At 65.2% G+C, this 17,195-nt stretch carries 15 protein-coding genes and 1 tRNA gene; 14 read left to right on the forward strand and 2 right to left on the reverse strand.

What is annotated here, in order from left to right; all coding sequences use genetic code 11:
- Nucleotides 1–70: 70 nt before the first annotated feature.
- The 11 genes from KDW96_RS12905 to KDW96_RS12955 all read left to right on the forward strand — a co-directional run bounded on the left by KDW96_RS12905 (nt 71) and on the right by KDW96_RS12955 (nt 11,866).
- A complete protein-coding gene (locus KDW96_RS12905) occupies nt 71–898 on the forward strand; it encodes an HpcH/HpaI aldolase/citrate lyase family protein (RefSeq protein ID WP_255840521.1) in 828 nt (275 codons plus the stop codon).
- Nucleotides 899–1,129: 231 nt separating this feature from the next.
- Nucleotides 1,130–2,494, forward strand: a complete 1,365-nt coding sequence (locus KDW96_RS12910; RefSeq protein ID WP_255836658.1) for an MmgE/PrpD family protein — start codon at nt 1,130–1,132, stop codon at nt 2,492–2,494.
- A gap of 51 nt (nt 2,495–2,545) precedes the next feature.
- Nucleotides 2,546–3,238, forward strand: coding sequence for a GntR family transcriptional regulator (locus KDW96_RS12915; RefSeq protein ID WP_255836659.1), 693 nt, complete (start codon nt 2,546–2,548; stop codon nt 3,236–3,238).
- A 564-nt stretch (nt 3,239–3,802) separates the two neighbouring features.
- Nucleotides 3,803–5,122, forward strand: coding sequence for an MFS transporter (locus KDW96_RS12920; protein ID WP_255836660.1), 1,320 nt, complete (start codon nt 3,803–3,805; stop codon nt 5,120–5,122).
- A complete protein-coding gene (locus tag KDW96_RS12925) occupies nt 5,119–5,439 on the forward strand; it encodes a hypothetical protein (protein WP_255836661.1) in 321 nt (106 codons plus the stop codon). The genes KDW96_RS12920 and KDW96_RS12925 overlap by 4 nt, the downstream gene beginning before the upstream one ends.
- Nucleotides 5,436–6,884, forward strand: a complete 1,449-nt coding sequence (locus KDW96_RS12930; RefSeq protein WP_255836662.1) for an amidase — start codon at nt 5,436–5,438, stop codon at nt 6,882–6,884. Before KDW96_RS12925 ends, KDW96_RS12930 begins: the two co-directional genes overlap by 4 nt.
- Nucleotides 6,885–6,886: 2 nt before the next feature.
- The gene (locus KDW96_RS12935) at nt 6,887–8,083 is read left to right on the forward strand and encodes a CaiB/BaiF CoA transferase family protein (protein ID WP_255836663.1); all 1,197 of its coding nucleotides are present in this window, start codon (nt 6,887–6,889) and stop codon (nt 8,081–8,083) included.
- Nucleotides 8,084–8,875: an enoyl-CoA hydratase gene (locus tag KDW96_RS12940; RefSeq protein ID WP_255836664.1), complete on the forward strand. Its 792-nt coding sequence runs from the start codon at nt 8,084–8,086 to the stop codon at nt 8,873–8,875. It abuts the gene before it with no gap.
- Between the two features lie 85 nt (nt 8,876–8,960).
- Nucleotides 8,961–9,821 (forward strand): polysaccharide deacetylase family protein, encoded by an 861-nt coding sequence (locus KDW96_RS12945; protein ID WP_255836665.1) that lies wholly within the window; start codon nt 8,961–8,963, stop codon nt 9,819–9,821.
- 202 nt (nt 9,822–10,023) lie between these two features.
- Nucleotides 10,024–10,665: a TetR/AcrR family transcriptional regulator gene (locus KDW96_RS12950; protein WP_255836666.1), complete on the forward strand. Its 642-nt coding sequence runs from the start codon at nt 10,024–10,026 to the stop codon at nt 10,663–10,665.
- 316 nt (nt 10,666–10,981) lie between these two features.
- Entirely contained in the window at nt 10,982–11,866 is an 885-nt protein-coding gene (locus tag KDW96_RS12955) for an EamA family transporter (RefSeq protein ID WP_255836667.1), read from the forward strand.
- Between the two features lie 235 nt (nt 11,867–12,101).
- Here KDW96_RS12955 and KDW96_RS12960 read toward each other — a convergent pair.
- Nucleotides 12,102–12,178 (reverse strand) — tRNA-Arg (locus KDW96_RS12960).
- Between the two features lie 369 nt (nt 12,179–12,547).
- Between KDW96_RS12960 and gabD the strand changes: the two genes are divergently transcribed.
- Both gabD and gabT read left to right on the forward strand, forming a co-directional pair.
- Complete coding sequence (gene gabD / locus KDW96_RS12965) at nt 12,548–13,996, forward strand: NADP-dependent succinate-semialdehyde dehydrogenase (RefSeq protein WP_255836668.1); 1,449 nt, start codon at nt 12,548–12,550, stop codon at nt 13,994–13,996.
- A gap of 271 nt (nt 13,997–14,267) precedes the next feature.
- Nucleotides 14,268–15,548, forward strand: coding sequence for a 4-aminobutyrate--2-oxoglutarate transaminase (gabT, locus tag KDW96_RS12970; protein ID WP_255836669.1), 1,281 nt, complete (start codon nt 14,268–14,270; stop codon nt 15,546–15,548).
- A 55-nt stretch (nt 15,549–15,603) separates the two neighbouring features.
- Here gabT and KDW96_RS12975 read toward each other — a convergent pair whose 3' ends face one another.
- Nucleotides 15,604–16,017, reverse strand: coding sequence for a hypothetical protein (locus KDW96_RS12975; RefSeq protein WP_255836670.1), 414 nt, complete (start codon nt 16,015–16,017; stop codon nt 15,604–15,606).
- A 151-nt stretch (nt 16,018–16,168) separates the two neighbouring features.
- Here KDW96_RS12975 and arsS point away from each other — a divergent pair, with 151 nt between their 5' ends.
- On the forward strand, nt 16,169–17,137 hold the full coding sequence (gene arsS, locus KDW96_RS12980; RefSeq protein ID WP_255840522.1) for an arsenosugar biosynthesis radical SAM (seleno)protein ArsS: 969 nt from the start codon (nt 16,169–16,171) through the stop codon (nt 17,135–17,137).
- Nucleotides 17,138–17,195: the final 58 nt, after the last annotated feature.

Below are 17,195 nucleotides of genomic sequence, written 5' to 3' on the forward strand. Positions count from 1 at the left end.
CAAATTCGCGAACCGACTCGCGCCCTTTTAACCGAACACATTGCTGCGGCAACGGGATCACACCATGGATATGCATAAATCAATGATTCGCTCCGCCCTGTTCGTACCGGCCACCCGGCCGGAGCGAATTCCCAAGGCGCTGGCCAGCGGCGCCGACGTGGTCATCGTCGACCTCGAAGATGCGGTACACGAAAGCTTGAAGTCCGAGGCGCGCGCGAGCCTCGATGCCTTTCTGGCGAGCCGTCCGGATGCCCGGCTGCTGGTGCGTATCAATGCCCCCGGCCATGCCGAGCAGGCGGCGGACATCGCCCTGTGCAAGCGCCATCCGGGGGTGATCGGCCTGTTGCTGCCCAAGGTGGAAAACGCCGAGCAGGTCGCCCAGGCCGCGGCCAGCGACAAGTCGATCTGGCCGATCATCGAGAGCGCCGAGGGTCTGCTGCAGTTGGCCGAGATCGCGCGCGCCGCGCGTGTCGAACGCTTGTCGTTCGGCGCCCTGGACCTGGGCCTCGACCTGGGGCTGGCCAGCGGCACGGCCGCTGCCGAGCGAATCCTCGACCAGGCACGCTATTCGATCCTGCTGCATTCGCGTACAGCCAACCTGGCCCCACCGCTGGACAGCGTATTCCCGGCGATCCAGGATCAGGCCGGGCTCGAGCGGGCGACACGAGATGCCCGCGACATGGGCTTCGGCGGCCTGCTGTGCATTCACCCGAGCCAGGTTGCGGTCGTCCACCAGGCGCTGATGCCCAGCAACGAGGAGCTGGACTGGGCGCAGCGCGTGATGGCGGCGGACAGCGGCGGCGAGGGGGTGTTCGTGGTCGACGGCCAGATGGTCGATGCGCCGGTCCTGGGGCGTGCCCGCAGGGTGTTGCAGCGGGCAGGCGGCAAGGCGTCGTGAGGGCGAGGTGAACGCGCCCTTCGATGGTCGAGGTGCCGGCCGTCCGGATGACGCTTCGAGGCCATTAGGGTTCTCGGCAAGCGACTGGGGCCGCAGTTGCGCCGGATCAGATTCGCCGGTCGCGGCGGCGATGGCGGGGCATGACAGTCAGGGATACTGTGGTATATATAAAGGCTATGTAAATATACGTAGCTGTATTGATCTCTTGAATAAATAGTTCCGAGGCTGCCAATGAGCGCAATAACCGAGCTGCTGGACCATGTGAGTGAGACTGGCTATGACGACCTGCCAGAAGCCGCGATCGCGGCGGCCAAGGTGTTCATCTTGGACAGCATCGCCGTGGGCATTTCGGGCTCCCGTCATCCTTGCAACCCGATGGTCAAGCAAGTGGCCATGGCCTGGGGCGGTGCGGCCGATGCCCGGGTGTTCGGCACAGGGGAGCGACTGCCGGTTCCTTCTGCCGTCATGCTCAATGCCTATCAGATCCACAATCAGGAGTTCGATTGCGTTCATGACCGCGCCGTGGTGCATACCCTGGCGTCGATCCTGCCCGCGCTGCTGGCTGAAGCCGAGCGCAGGGGTGGGGCGAGCGGCAAGGAGCTGATCCTGGCCTTGGTGCTGGGGGTGGATGTCGCGGCCTCTATCGGCATGGCCCAGGGGGCGCCGATGCGCTTCTTCCGACCGGCGATGTGCGGCGCACTGGGCGCGACTGCGGCCCTGAGCAAGCTGGCCAACTTCGACCGGGCCACCCTCCACAATGCCCTGGGCATCATGTACAGCCATCTTTCCGGAACCATGCAAGCCCATATCGAAGGCACGCCCACCGTCGCCTTGCAGGTCGGGTTGAATGCCCGCGCGGCGGCTACCGCATTCGATCTCGCCCGGGCAGGCTTCGTCGGGCCGAAGGATATTCTCGAAGGGCCATACGGCTACTTTGCCCTGTTCGACGGCCAGCCGAACTGGGCCAGGGTGAGTGGGAGTCTGGGGCGTGAGTTTCAGATCGCCCGAATGAGTCACAAGCCGTTTCCAACCGGGCGTGCCTGTCATGGCGGCATCGACGGGGTCATGACGCTGCTGGCGCAGCATCGCTTCAGCGCGGCGGATGTCGAAAGGGTTCGGGTGCTGGTACCGCCTCTGGTCGTGCGTTTGGTCGGGCGCCCGGCGGTTCAGGGGATGAATGTCGGCTATGCGAAGCTCTGCATGGGCTACAGCGTTGCCACGGCCTTGATCACCGGCCACGTGGGGATCGAAGACTTCGACGCGGACAACCTTGCCGACCCCGCGCGATTGGCCCTGGCCCAGCGCGTCGAGGTTCTGGACAACGGCATACCCGACGAGAACGCGTTGGGCCCGCAGTCCGTCGAGGTCGATCTGAGGGATGGTCGTACCCTGCGAATCGAGGTTCCGGCTGTCCTCGGGCATCCGGATCGCCCGTTCGTTCGTGAGCGACAGGTTGAAAAGTTCGACGCCTGCCTGCGTTCGGCGCCGTTTCACATCGGGGCGGCGCAACGGGACGAGCTTCTGGCGACGCTCGATGATCTTGAAAACGTCCCTGACGTCCGGCGCATTCTCGATCTGACCACGGCGCAGGTCTAACTGGTTCAGCTGCTGCCGTTGTTGGTATATTTATAAGCCGACCAGATATCCTTGGTCCGCCACGAGTCCAGGAGAGACACCCAAGTGAAGGCAGCTGAACGCATCAGGCTCGCGATCGAAGATGGCATTCGTACCGGAGATCTGCCTCCGGGAACGGCCATCGATGAGGCCGAGTTCATGCGCAGGTACAAGATCTCGCGGACGCCGCTGCGCGAGGCCATGCTTCAGCTGCAGGCGCAGGGGCTGCTCACCAGTCAGCCGCGTGGCGGAATGATAGTGACCAAGATGAACCTGCAGCAGTTGCTGGCCCTTTGGGAGCTGCTGGCGGAGCTGGAAGGCTTGAGCGCTCGGCTCGCCTGTGAACGCATGACCGAGGATGAACGGATCAAGCTTTCCGAAGTGCTGGACGCCGCTATACCGGTGGTGGAAGCCAGCGATGTCGAGGCCTGGAAGGCGGCGAACCAGGAGTTTCACGAGCTTATCTACCGCGGCTCTCGAAACCCCTACCTGCGCGAGCACATCTTCCAGATTCGCGCGCGTACCGGCGCCTATCGACAGCATGCCTTTGGCGCCATCGGTCACCTTCAGGCCTCCTGGGCGCAGCACATGGACGTCGTCAAGGCGATCTTGAACCATGATGGCCCCGCCGCCTATGCCGCCATGGCCCGCCACCTGAGCCCCGGTCTGGGCGTGCAGGGATTCGCTTCGTTCGTCGCTACGCTTCCCCAGGAGCTGCTGGCCTGACGGGCCTGTGCCGGACCTCGCAGCTGCTGGGATCGACACATAGCGGCTTGGCAGCAATTCATGTGCGTTTGTGCAGACCTGGGGCGCGCCCCTGGCCGACGCCTGCCGGTGAGATTGCGCCGCTCTTGGCGGAGCCGGCCTCCCGCTCAGTCGGCTCCGCCATTCTTCTCCAGCTTTCTGGATTCGCTCGCGGGTGGGCAACGGCAGCCTCGGCGCCGCTCCGACATTAGATTGCGCGCCTGTCGATCGACGTGACTAAGCGTTACGCCGAATCGCTGCGCGCGTTCTCCCGGCGTGCGTTGCCTTGTGCGGCCTCCCCCTCCGTGTTGGCTTCTTGCTTTCGATTCGACCTCCCGGAGCGCTGGGCGAACGTGCAGGCGCGTGATCGCGGATCCATGCTGAGGAGGGGCGAGCTACAGAAGCGATGCTCGGCGAGGCAAAAAAGCTAGTAAATGTAAAATAAGAGTTTATAAATATATTTATAGGTGTATTCTTATCCCACTCCATGACCGCCGGCGACGCCTCAGGTTCATGGTTTGATGCATTCCGCTACAGGAGGCAGCCATGGCTATGGCGACTACCATGGGTTCAGATCCGTCCGCGAGTACCGTCGAACCAGCCGTTTCGATGGAGGCGACCTACCGCAAGATTGCCCTGCGGCTCATTCCATTCCTGGCGCTCTTGTTCCTGCTTGCGTGGATCGACCGCGTAAACGTCGGTTTCGCCAAACTGCAGATGCTCGATGACCTGCAGTTCAGCGAAGCGGTCTACGGCCTTGGGGCGGGTATCTTCTTTATCGGTTATTTCCTCTTCGAGGTGCCCAGCAACCTGCTGCTGGAGAAGATCGGCGCACGCCGGACCCTGGCGCGCATCGCCATTCTCTGGGGGCTCACCTCCATGGCGATGGCCTATGTGACAACGCCCGGGCAGTTTTACCTGGCGCGGTTCTTTCTGGGCGTATTCGAGGCCGGTTTCTTCCCCGGCGTGATCCTCTACCTCACCTACTGGTTCCCGGCGCGTCGGCGGGCCTCGATCAATGGCCTGTTCATGACGTCCTTTGCCGTGGCCGGGGTGATCGGCGGGCCCCTGGCCGGGCTGATCATGAGTGGCATGGAGGGGGTGGGGCGCTTCACCAGTTGGCAGTGGCTGTTCCTGATCGAGGGAGCCCCCTCGGTTCTTGCCGGCATTGCCGCCCTGTACTACCTGCCGGAAAAGCCTGCGAACGCCAAATGGCTGAGCGAGGCGCAGAAGCGCGCGGTGGCGGCTGCCCTCGAGGAGGAAAACCAGGCGGCGGGCAAGCATTCGTCGCTGAAGGCGGCCTTTGCCAACCCGCGGGTGTGGCTGTGCGCGGCCATCTATTTCTGCATCGTCAGCGGCAATGCCACCATCGCATTCTGGTCAACCTCGATCATCAAGGAGTTCGGGATCGACAGTACGCTGCAAATCGGCCTGCTGTCCTCGATCCCGTTCATTCTCGGTACCGGCGCGATGCTCTGGAGTGGCTTTCACTCCGACAGAACCGGTGAGCGCCGAATGCATTGCGCGTGCGCGACTGCTCTTGCGGGTCTCGGTCTGTTTCTTACGGGTGTCTGCTTGGGCAGCTCGCTGGCCGCGCTGTGTGCGCTGTCGCTTTCAGCCATCGGCATTCTTGCGGCGTTTCCGGTGTTCTGGTCGTTGCCCGCGGCATTCCTGACCGGTACCGCCGCGGCCGGCGGGATCGCCCTGGTCAACTCCGTCGGCAACCTGGCGGGGTTTGCCGCGCCCTATCTGATGGGTTCTCTCAAGACTGCCAGCGGCAGCTTTGCCTCCGGACTGTATGCGGTGGCGACGCTTCAGATCATCGCGACCGTGCTGGTCCTGGTTTTCGTACGGAGGGAAAAATGAAAGCGCCCATAACCGCAGACGTACCGATGACCGAACAGGAGCGGACTTTCCTCGGCCAGCACTTCAAGAGCCTGTCACGGGCGCTGGCGGACGGCGTTGAGCAGCTGCAGGAGGCCGCCAGCAGGGCCGATCGGCTGGTTCCCGCGGAGCCCCCTGTCGAGCGGGCGTTCGCCACCTTGGATGTGCCCCTGTCTCCCCAGGAGCTGGAGGTGGTCGGCAAGGTCATCGCCAGGCTGTCGCGGATATTCGACTCCGGCGGCTCGCCGGGCGCGGATGAGCTGATCGGCCATGCGAGTTCAGGGCGGGCGGGCTTATGAGCAGCGACGTACTGCCGGTGACCCTGACCGGCCTGCGCAAGGCGCTGGCGGCCGGGCAGTTCACCGTGGACGAAGCGCTGCAGGCGCAGGTGGCGCACCTGCGCCTGAATGCAGCGAAGTTCAGGTGTGTCACCACCATTCATGACCGACCCGACCCGGGGCGTAGGCGAGCCACCGACTCTGCCGGTCATGGCGCCGGGCCCCAGCGGCTTCTGGAGGGCGTCGGCCTGGCTCACAAGGACATCTTCCACCGCGTCGACAGACCGGCAACCTGTGGCCACAAGCAGCCTCCGCCGGTGAGCCGGCGTGCCTTGAGCGCAGCGGCCTTGACCCGACTGGATGCCGCCGGCGCCAGCGAACTGGCCTCCCTGTGCATGGCGGAGTACGCCTGTGGTGCCACGGGGCAGAGCGAGCAGGCCGATGAACCGGTCAATCCGCTCGACCAGGCCGCCGCGGTCGGCGGCTCGTCCAGCGGCTCTGCGGTCGCCGTCGCGGCGGGGCTGTGTTACGCCTCGCTCGGCACCGATACCGCCGGCTCGGTGCGTATCCCCGCGGCGACCTGCGGTGTGCTGGGGCTCAAGCCCACTCGGGGACTGATTCCGAGCAGTGGCGTCTTTCCCCTGGCGCCCAGCCTGGATACGGTCGGGGTGATTGCGCGCTCGGCCGCGGATGCTGCCCACCTGCTCGCCGTCACCGCGACGCGGGGGCTGCGGGGGCTGCGCGATGCGCTGGGCAGCCCCGAGCGGCTCGAGGACGCCTTGCTGGCGAGTCCATCCCCGCGGCTTCGCTACTGCTTCGATGCCACACCGGTGCGCGAGGATGTGCTGGGGGTGCTCCACGAGTTCATCCAGCACCTGCCCGCGACGTGGCAGGCCACCCCGCGTGCCGCGCCGTGGCTCAAGGAGCTGACCGGGTACGCCGAGACCCTGCTGCATGTGGAGGCCGCACAGGTGCACCTGCCACGGCTGAAACAGCCGCCGGCAGATCTTGGCCCCATGGTGCGCGCGATTGCCCTGCCCGGCATCGCGATGCCGGCGGTCTGGTATGCCGAAGCGCTGGCGAGCCGCGCGCAGTGGGCGAAGCGGCTTGTGGCCGAGTACTTCCAGGCGGCCGACATCCTGCTCATGCCGGCACTGCCCGACGGCGTGCCCAACTGGGACGAGGTGCACACCCAGTCGCCGCGCTTCAACGGCCGCGCGCTGGCTTCGCTGTACCGCCTGATGCCATTCGTCAACTACCTCGGCTTCCCCTCAATCGTGTTTCCGGTCGGTACCGATGCGTTCGGCCGGCCAGTTTCGGTGCAAGCGATCGGTCGTCCGTTTAGCGAGACCAGCCTGCTGGCATTTGCCTATCGGGTCGAACGAGACCTGTTCGGTGCAAATGGATTTGCCCCGCTGCCGCTGACCCACGACGGCAGTTCCACTCGGATAAGTATCAAGAGGTAATCATGGCCAAGATCAGCTCTTCCAACGCCCTCTCCAGGTTTCGTGTCCTCGATCTTTCGCGCGTCAGAGCCGGCCCGACCTGCGTGCGCATGCTGGCGGACTTCGGCGCGGATGTGATCCGCATCGAGCCGCCCAAGGGGGTCGACCCGAACGAGGGCATGTTCGCGGCCGATCGACTCGGCGGCGACTTCCAGAACCTCAACCGCAACAAGCGCTCGCTGACGCTGAACCTGAAGAAGCCGGAAGGCCTCGAGGTATTCCGGCGTCTGGTGAAGGACGCGGATGTCGTGGTGGAAAACTGGCGCCCGGACGTGAAGGCGCGCCTCGGTGTCGACTACGAGTCGCTGCGTGCGATCAACCCACGGATCATCCTGGCGAGCATTTCCGGCTTTGGCCAGAGTGGCCCGTATGCGCGGCGCCCGGGGTTCGACCAGATCGTCCAGGGCATGGGCGGGATCATGTCCGTCACCGGCTTCCCCGAGCAGGGGCCGGTCCGCGCCGGCCTGGCCGTGGCCGATTCCGCCGCCGGTCTCTACTCGGCGCTGGGCATCTTCATCGCGCTGCTCGAGCGGGAAGTCTCCGGCGAGGGGCAGTGGGTCCATACCTCCCTGCTGCACACCATGATTGCGATGATGGACTTCCAGGCGGCGCGCTTCTTGAACGAGGGCGACATCCCCCGGCAGGTCGGCAACGATCACCCGACGAGCAGTCCCATGGGGCTGTTCGCGGCCACCGACGGCTCCTTCAACCTGGGCGCTTCGGGGGAGGGTAGCTGGCAACGGCTGTGCGCTGCGCTGTCCCTGCCGGGCTGGTTGGAAGACCCGGACTATGCCAATGAAAAGCTCAGGGTCAAGAACCGCGCGAAGCTCAATGGGCAGCTCCAGCAGGTGTTCGCCGAACACTCGGTAGCGCACTGGGTCGACCTGCTGAACAAGGCGGGTGTGCCGGCCGGGCCGGTTTATACGGTTCCGGAGATGTTCGAAGATCCTCAGGTTCAACACCTGGGCGTGGTCAAAGAGGTGATCGCGGAAACCGGGGAGCCGCGCCGCGTGGTGACTCAGCCGGTTCGTCTGGAGCGCACGGAAAGTGCGATCGCCTCTGCGGCGCCGGGCTGGGGCGAGCATACCGACGAGATTCTGACCGAGCTCGGCTACGGCCATGAGCATCGGCTTGAGCTGCGCGAGCTGGGAGTCGTATAGATGGAACCGGGAACGATCAACCTGAACCTGGACGGCAGGATCGCGCGGGTCGACATCTGCAATCCGCTGCGGCACAACGCCATGTCGTTGGCGATGTGGCGCAGACTCGGCGATATCGTCACGGAGCTGAACGAGCGAACCGATGTCCACCTGATCGTCTTGCGCGGGGAGGGCGGCCGGGCCTTCGTCTCCGGCGCTGACATCAGCGAGTTCGCGACGCTGCGCTCCAGCGACGAGGCGGTAAAGGCCTATGACGAGGCGGTCGATCGTGCGCAGACCGCCCTGCAGGACTGTGTGCATCCGGTCATCGCCGTGATCGAGGGGTACTGCTTCGGCGGCGGTATCGGTCTGGCGCTGTCATGTGACCTGCGCTACGCGACGACGACCGCGAAATTCCGCATGCCGGCTGCGCGCCTGGGGCTCGGCTACGCACTGCGCGGCATGCAGCGTGCCGTCAGCATTCTCGGTCCGGCGCAGGCCACGGAGCTGTTCTTCTCCGCCCGGGATTACAGCGCGGCAGAGGCCCAAGAGAGTGGTCTGGTGCATCGGGCCCTGGACACCGAGGGGTTCGATGAGGCCGTCGAGGCCCTGATTGGCCGGGTCGCGGCCAACGCGCCCCTGTCCTTGCGCGCGGCGAAACTGGCGATTCGCAGTGCCGCGCATGTCGAGGTGCCAGCCGTTGCCGCGGACGCCATTGCCCGGCAGGTGGAGCTGTGCTTTCGCAGCGAGGACTACGCTGAAGGGCGCCAGGCCTTTGCCGAGCGCCGGGAACCCAGATTTGCAGGGCGCTGAAGGCTGCCCTAACGCTAACCGGGACCGTCACGGTCCAGCATTCTAGAGACTTAAGCTCGTGGCCAATCCAAGAGTTCCCTACGCAATGCCCCTCGACCGGCCAGCGCTCTGCGCGCCGGCCTCGGGCTCCATCATGGTGCACGTTGTGGTCAACGTTGAGCACTGGTGCTTCGACCAGGCCATGCCGCGCACACTCCTCACCCCGCCCCATGGGCGGCAGTCGGTTCCGGACATTCCGAACTTCTCCTGGGTCGAGTACGGCATGCGTTGTGGGCTTCCACGCATGATCGAGGCCCTTCAGAGCCGAGGGATTCGGGCCTCGACCAGCTTCAATGCCAGCGTCATAGACGCCTATCCCCGGGCGGCGGAAGCCTTGCTGAACGCGGGTTGGGAGTTTATCGGGCATGGTATTCATCAGCGTGGGGTTCAGGACGAACAGAACGAGGCGGGGATCATCCAGGGCGCGCTGGACAAGATCGAGGCCTTTACCGGCACCCGTCCGCGTGGCTGGCTGAGCCCCGGCCTGCGTGAAACGGAGGAGACGCCGGAGCTGCTGAAGCAGGCCGGCATCGATCACGTCTTCGATTGGGTGCTCGATGACCTGCCGGCATGGATGTCCACTCGCCAGGGACCGTTGCTCTCGGTTCCGTACAACCTCGAGTTGAACGACTCGGTTATCTACGCCGTGGAGAAGCACTCGTCGCCGGAGTTTTTCGAGCGTCTCGCCACTACCCTGGCGCTGTTTGAGCACGAGTCGCTGACCCAGCCCCGTGTCCTCGCCCTGGGGCTGCATCCGCATCTGATGGGGGTGCCCCACCGCTTCGCCTACTTCGAACGGATGCTCGACCTGCTGCAGCGGTCCCCGCAAGTCTGTTTCATGACCGGGACCCAAATCGCCGACTGGTATACCGCGCAGGTGCCTGCCGAGCCGCTCCAGGGAAAGTAGAGCGTGTTGCCGTCTCGTCGCCCTTACCGGGGCAATCGCATGAACCAAGCTGGTGTCGGGCAGCGCATTGGCCCGTCGGACGCCCAAGTGCCTGTCGCCGGGAGGGCGACATCTAGAGACGACGAAAAGAACCGGTCTATCGCGCGGGGTACCAATGGCGCCCCGGCGATTCGGCGGGTGATAGCGTACAGAGGTAAAGCCCATGCAACAGTTAGATCGAGTGTCCTCCGCGAGCCTCAGTTATCAACCGGTATCGTCGGTTACACCCGCCAGTGAACAGCTGCGCTTGATAGCCCTGGAGCTTTTTGTAACTCAGGGCTTTAGCGGCGTCAGCGTGCGCAAGTTGGCGAGCGCGATCGGCCTGCAGGCCGGCTCACTTTATAACCATATAGACAGTAAACAAGCCCTGCTCTATGAGTTGATCGAAGACCATGAGGAGGAGTTGCTGTATGTGCTGCGCAGGCGCACGGGGCAGGGCGACGACCCGCGCCAGGCTGTGCGCGATTACGTCGAGTGCTACATCCGCTTTCTCCTGGCCAACCGTTTGGGCGCGGCGCTAAGCCAGTTTGAGTTTCGCAGTCTGAGTCTTGCCCAGCAGCAACATATCAGTGCCGTGCGTGAGCGATATCACGACTTGCTGGCTGAAATGATCCGCGAGGGTATGCGCCGAAGGCTGTTCGCCGTGTGCAATGAATTGGCCGTGGTTCATGCACTGATTGCCATGCTCGATGGTGCGCCGGACTGCCCGCCGTCAAATGGACCGTCATCTGTCGAGTGGTTGATTGAGCACTTCCAGTCGCTGGTGTTGCGGGCTTTGACAGCCGAGGGCCTCGCACCGTCTTGAGTCCCGATCTTTTCGTAAGAACTGGCGCGAATGCATTCATCCGTACCCGGATGCGTCTGGCATCGACCTGGGTCGAGCGCGCCTGCCCCTTTTAGCGAAACCTCAAAGTAATCCGCTGAAATGCCAGCCCAAGGCGTATGGCGTCGAGGGCTGTGTGCTCGGCAATCCGCCGCGGAAATCGGCGTGCTTTCGGTGGTACTCATTTATTGGCTGAAGCCAAGCACATAAGGGCGTTACAGATGAGGCAAGGAAACATTTTCAACCGGTCGTTAGGCTTGTGTCAGGCCGCGGCTATTACCCGCGCGGAATCCGCTCCATGTTGAACGCCCATCTCAGCATGTTGCTCTGGGCGTTGCTGGTGGCGTTGTCATTCTTCGCGGTCGCCGAGCTCGGATCGGATCTGGATGCACTGCCCCTGATTGCCTTGCGTCTTTTACTGTCGGGCCTGCTGTTCCTGCCCCTGCTGTGGCGGCGACGGCGCCGAATAGGCGCGCGGGCCTTGGCGGTTCACGCATTGCTCGGCGGATTGCTGGCGGCCCATTTCGCCAGCATGTTTGAAGCGCTCAAACATACCGGGACACTGGATATCGCCATGCTGTTTGTCACGGTGCCGCTGCTCACGCTTGGCTGCGAGCGCCTTCTGCTGGGCATCCCGGTGCTGGGGCGACTCTGGCCAAACCTGCTGGCCGCAAGCGGCGCGCTGGCGCTGTTGGCGCTCGACCAGGCCCGCTTCGACGCCTACGCCTACGGCCTTTATGGGCTCGGTTGCCTGGCGCTGGCGCTTTACGCGCCGCTTACCCTGCGTCTGAAACCCTGGTTGGGCGAGCAGCGCAGCGCCGCCTCGCTTGCCTGCGGCAACCTGCTGGGCGGCGGTGTGCTGCTGGCGCTGCTGAGCCTGCCTGGACAACGCTGGCAGAGCCTGCAATGGATGACTGCGGCCGATCTCGGCTGGATCGTCTATCTGGCGATCAGCGCCACCCTGGTGACGTTCTGGCTGTTGCATCGCGCCATCCACAGCCTGCCACCTGCCACGGTAGTCGCCTACAGCTACATGGGCAGCTTGTTCGCCTTGCTGCTGCAAGCACTGTGGTTTCAGCAGGCGCCATCTGCCATGGCCTGCGCCGGGGCCGCGCTGATACTGCTTGGCATGGCCTGGCAGGCCTACCCCGCTAGTGGGGTGCCGGTTCAGGAGCAAGGCTGAGCGGGCGCGCGCGCCGCCCAGGCCACCGCCGGCAGTCCGTTCGCAACCAGCGCGCGGGCCTGGCGTCGTTCTTCCCGGCATGCGGGGCTGCCCAATGCTCAAGCGCCCGGGATCTGCTTGGCAGGCCACGCCCTAGGGCTGCGCATTCGGCGGGGCGTGTTCCTGGCAGCGATACGCCGCCATTATCTGAAGGCAAAAAAAGGGCCCAGGTTTTCACCTGAGCCCTTGTTTTATATGGCGCACCCGGCGGGATTCGAACCCACGACCCCTGCCTTCGGAGGGCAGTACTCTATCCAGCTGAGCTACGGATGCAATGCGGGCGCAATCATACGCATCTCGCCGGCGGGCGTCCATGCCGGCGCGATGTTCGCGATTCTGCACGAGCGTCCTGGACTGAAGCTGGCCTCAGGAGCCGTTGCCAGCTGGTGCTATGCCTCGTTAATTTTTTCGAACAGGCTATTGCCCTTTACCCCTGACCTGCCTAGGATTCGTTTGAGATTTCAAACGCCGAGATCGAAACTGTGCGGAACTCTGCGCACCGCCTGTCGTTCGAACTCTGCATGGGCCGCTGGTGCCGACAGCACGCGGCCGCGCGAGCACTTAATCATTCGACGGGCACTGCCCCGTGACGCCTGCAACGACCGTCCGACGCCCGGGTGTCGGGACTTGAAGGAGACTGCCATGCAACTGAAAGACACCCAACTGTTCCGCCAGCAAGCCTATATCGATGGCCAGTGGCTCGACGCGGACAGCGGCCAGACCATCAAGGTCAACAACCCCGCCACCGGCGAGATACTCGGCAGCGTGCCGAAGATGGGCGCCGCCGAAACCCGCCGCGCCATCGAGGCCGCCGACCGTGCGCTGCCGGCCTGGCGCGCGCTGACTGCCAAGGAGCGGGCCAACAAGCTGCGCCGCTGGTTCGAGCTGCTGATGGAGAACCAGGACGACCTCGGCCGCCTGATGACCCTGGAGCAGGGCAAGCCGCTGGCCGAGGCCAAGGGCGAGATCGCCTATGCCGCCTCCTTTATCGAGTGGTTCGCCGAGGAGGCCAAGCGCGTCTACGGCGACGTGATTCCCGGCCACCAGCCGGACAAGCGCCTGATCGTGCTCAAGCAGCCGATCGGCGTCACTGCCGCCATCACCCCGTGGAACTTCCCGGCGGCGATGATCACCCGCAAGGCCGGCCCGGCCCTGGCCGCCGGCTGCACCATGGTCATCAAGCCGGCCTCGCAGACCCCGTTCTCCGCCCTGGCCCTGGTCGCCCTGGCCGAGCGCGCCGGCATCCCCAAGGGTGTGCTCAGTGTTGTCACCGGCAGCGCCGGCGAAGTCGGCGGCGAGCTGACCAGCAACCCCATCGTGCGCAAGCTGAGCTTCACCGGCTCTACCGAGATCGGCCGCCAGCTGATGGCCGAGTGCGCCAAGGACATCAAGAAGGTGTCGCTGGAGCTGGGCGGCAACGCGCCCTTCATCGTCTTCGACGATGCCGACCTGGATAAAGCAGTGGAAGGCGCGCTGATCTCCAAGTACCGCAACAACGGCCAGACCTGCGTCTGCGCCAACCGCATCTATGTGCAGGACGCGGTCTACGATGCCTTCGCCGAGAAACTGGCCGCCGCGGTGGCCAAGCTGCAGATCGGCAACGGCCTGGAAGAGGGCGTCACCACCGGCCCGCTGATCGACGACAAGGCCGTGGCCAAGGTCCAGGAGCACATCGCCGATGCCCTGGGCAAGGGCGCCAAGCTGCTCACCGGCGGCAAGCCGCACAGCCTGGGCGGCAGCTTCTTCGAGCCGACCATCCTCACCGACGTGCCGATGAATGCCGCGGTGGCCAAGGAGGAGACCTTCGGTCCGCTGGCGCCGCTGTTCCGCTTCAAGGACGAGGCCGATGTGATCGCCATGTCCAACGACACCGAGTTCGGCCTGGCCTCCTACTTCTACGCCCGCGACCTGGGTCGGGTGTTCCGCGTGGCCGAGGCCCTGGAGTACGGCATGGTCGGCATCAACACCGGGCTGATCTCCAACGAGGTGGCGCCGTTCGGCGGGGTCAAGGCCTCCGGCCTGGGCCGCGAAGGCTCGAAGTACGGCATCGAGGACTACCTGGAGATCAAGTACCTCTGCCTGGGTATCTGATCGCCGAAACGCGGGCGGCACCCGAGGCGCTGCACAGCGGCCACGGCCGACTATGCTGTTCCCCGGCCCGCCCGCGGGCCGCCGTGCGGCAGGTGCCCACGTTGGCGTTGCCGGTACCCGGCCCCTGACGGGGTCAGGTGCCGGTCTGGTAAACCACTAACCCCGGTGGCCGAGAGCGCCGCGGCAGTCGATCATCGTATGCTGCCGCGCCTGTAACCCGGCTGCCCCATCCTTGGACCACGCCGCACGATGAGCGGTGAATGAGGACCTTATGAGCAAGACCAACGAATCGCTGATGCAACGCCGTACTGCCGCCGTTCCCCGGGGCGTGGGCCAGATCCACCCGATCTTCGCCGACCGCGCGGAGAACGCCACGGTCACCGACGTCGAGGGCCGCGAGTTCATCGACTTCGCCGGCGGCATCGCGGTGCTCAACACCGGCCACCTGCATCCGAAGATCATCGCCGCGGTGCAGGAGCAGCTGACCAAGCTCAGCCACACCTGCTTCCAGGTGCTGGCCTACGAGCCCTACGTCGAGGTCTGCGAGCAGGTCGCCGCGCGGGTGCCGGGCGATTTCGCCAAGAAGACCCTGCTGGTCACCACCGGCTCCGAGGCGGTGGAGAACGCGGTGAAGATCGCCCGCGCCGCCACCGGCCGCGCCGGGGTGATCGCCTTCACCGGCGGCTACCACGGCCGCACCATGATGACCCTGTCGCTGACCGGCAAGGTGGCACCCTACTCGGCCGGCATGGGCCTGATGCCCGGCGGCGTGTACCGCGCCCAGTACCCCTGCGCGCTGCACGGGGTCAGCAGCGATGACGCCATGGCCAGCATCGAGCGCATCTTCAAGAACGACGCCGAGCCCCGCGACATCGCCGCCATCATCATCGAGCCGGTGCAGGGCGAGGGCGGTTTCTACGTCGCACCCAAGGATTTCATGCAGCGCCTGCGCGCGCTGTGCGAGCAGCACGGCATCCTGCTGATCGCCGACGAGGTGCAGACCGGCGCCGGGCGTACCGGTACCTTCTTCGCCATGGAGCAGATGGGCGTGGCCGCCGACCTGACCACCTTCGCCAAGTCCATCGCCGGCGGCTTCCCCCTGGCCGGGGTGTGCGGCAAGGCCGAGTACATGGATGCCATCGCCCCGGGCGGCCTGGGCGGCACCTATGCCGGCAGCCCGATCGCCTGCGCCGCGGCCCTGGCGGTGATGCAGGTGTTCGACGAGGAACACCTGCTGGAGCGCTCCAAGGCGGTCGGCGAGCGCCTGGTCGGCGGCCTGAAGGCCATCCAGGCCAAGCACAAGTCGATCGGCGACGTGCGCGCCCTGGGCTCGATGATCGCCGTGGAGGTGTTCGAGGACGGCGACCTGCACAAGCCCAATGCCGCCCTGGTCGGACAGGTCGTCGCCAAGGCGCGGGACAAGGGCCTGATCCTGCTGTCCTGCGGCACCTACGGCAACGTGCTGCGCGTGCTGGTACCGGTCACCGCGCCGGATGCCCAGCTGGACAAGGGGCTGGCGATCATCAAGGAGTGCTTCGACGAACTGGCCTGAACCCGCCGGTGAGTAAAGACCCGCTGCGGCGGGTCTTTTTTTGTCCGCCGTTCGCCTAGCGCAGCAGGCTGCGGGCGAACACCGGGGTGCCCAGGCCCCAGGCGCCGTTGAGCAGGAAGCCGATGAAGAAGCGCCCTGGCAGCTGGCGCAGGTCGAAGCCCAGGCCCTTGAGCGGAAACACCAGCGCCAGGGCCACTGTGGTCAGGGCGATGCCGCCGAACAGCAGTGCCTTGAGCCAGGGCTGCGGCTGGTCGCTGCGCCAGCCCAGCAGGGCCAGCATCAGCGTGCCCCAGAGCCCGCCCCAGAAGGCCGCGGACAGCCACGCCGGCAGGCCGAGCGGCCAGGTGGGCGCGCGGTTGAAGGGTGCGAACGGCACGACCTCGTAGCTGTGCAGCAGGCCGAGCAGCGGCTGGTGAAAGCAGATGACGGCCAGAAATCCGGCGAGAAAGAACAGGCTCAGGCGTGCCATGGAGGGCCTCACGGGTGGGTTGGCTGGTGCATCCTGGCATGCGTGTTGAAGATTCGTATAACAAAGCTCAACAGAACCCGGCCAATCTGTAACAAATCCGCGGGCTGCTCCTCTATATTCCACATTTGCCTTGGAGTTTCCCGTGCGCGCCATGCTCCCTTTGCTCGACCAGCTGGCCTTTCCGGCGATCCGCCGCGGCCATCTGGAAGCCCTGCAGATCAACCTGACCTACCGCTGCAACCAGCGCTGCCTGCACTGCCACGTCAACGCCGGGCCGACCCGCACCGAGGCCATGACCGACGAGAGCCTGGCCCTGCTGCATCGGGTCATCGACGCCCATCCGGTGCACACCCTCGACCTCACCGGCGGCGCCCCGGAGATGCATCCGCGCTTTCGCGAGATCGTCGTCCATGCGCGCCGCGAAGGCCTGCGGGTGATCGACCGCTGCAACCTGACCATCCTCGGCGAGCCCGGCTACGAGGACCTGGCCGAGTTTCTCGCCGAGCAGGGCGTCGAAGTCACCGCCTCCTTGCCGTGCTACTCGCGAGACAACGTCGACAAGCAGCGTGGCGACGGCGTGTTCGACGCCAGCATCAAGGGCCTGCAGCGGCTCAATGCCCTGGGCTATGGCCAGGATGGCAGCGAGTTGATCCTCAACCTGGTGTACAACCCCCAGGGACCGCGGCTACCGCCACCCCAGGCGGCGCTGGAGGCCGACTACAAGCGTCACCTGCTCGAGGATTTCGGCATCCACTTCAACCACCTGCTGACCATCACCAACCAGCCGATCGCCCGCTTCGGCAGCACCCTGGTCAGCAAGGGGCAATTCAACGACTACATGCAGCTGCTGCGCGACAGCTATCGCCCCGAGAACCTCGAGGGCCTGATGTGCCGCAGCCTGGTCAGCGTCGACTGGCAGGGCTACCTGTACGACTGCGACTTCAACCAGATGCTCGAGTTGCCGCTGCAGTTGCAGGGCCAGCTGATCGGCCGCGAGCGGGCGCACCTGCGTGACCTGCTCGACGGCCAGCTGGACGGCAACCCGATCGTCACCCGCGACCACTGTTTCGCCTGCACCGCCGGCCAGGGCTCGAGCTGCGGCGGTGCCCTCAATGATTAGCCCCGTTCGAGCAGGGTGCGTCGTGGGCACCCGTACAGGTCACGGTAGATGGGCACAG

It is taken from the genome of Pseudomonas benzenivorans, from assembly GCF_024397895.1.
GTDB classification, from domain to species: domain Bacteria; phylum Pseudomonadota; class Gammaproteobacteria; order Pseudomonadales; family Pseudomonadaceae; genus Aquipseudomonas; species Aquipseudomonas benzenivorans_A.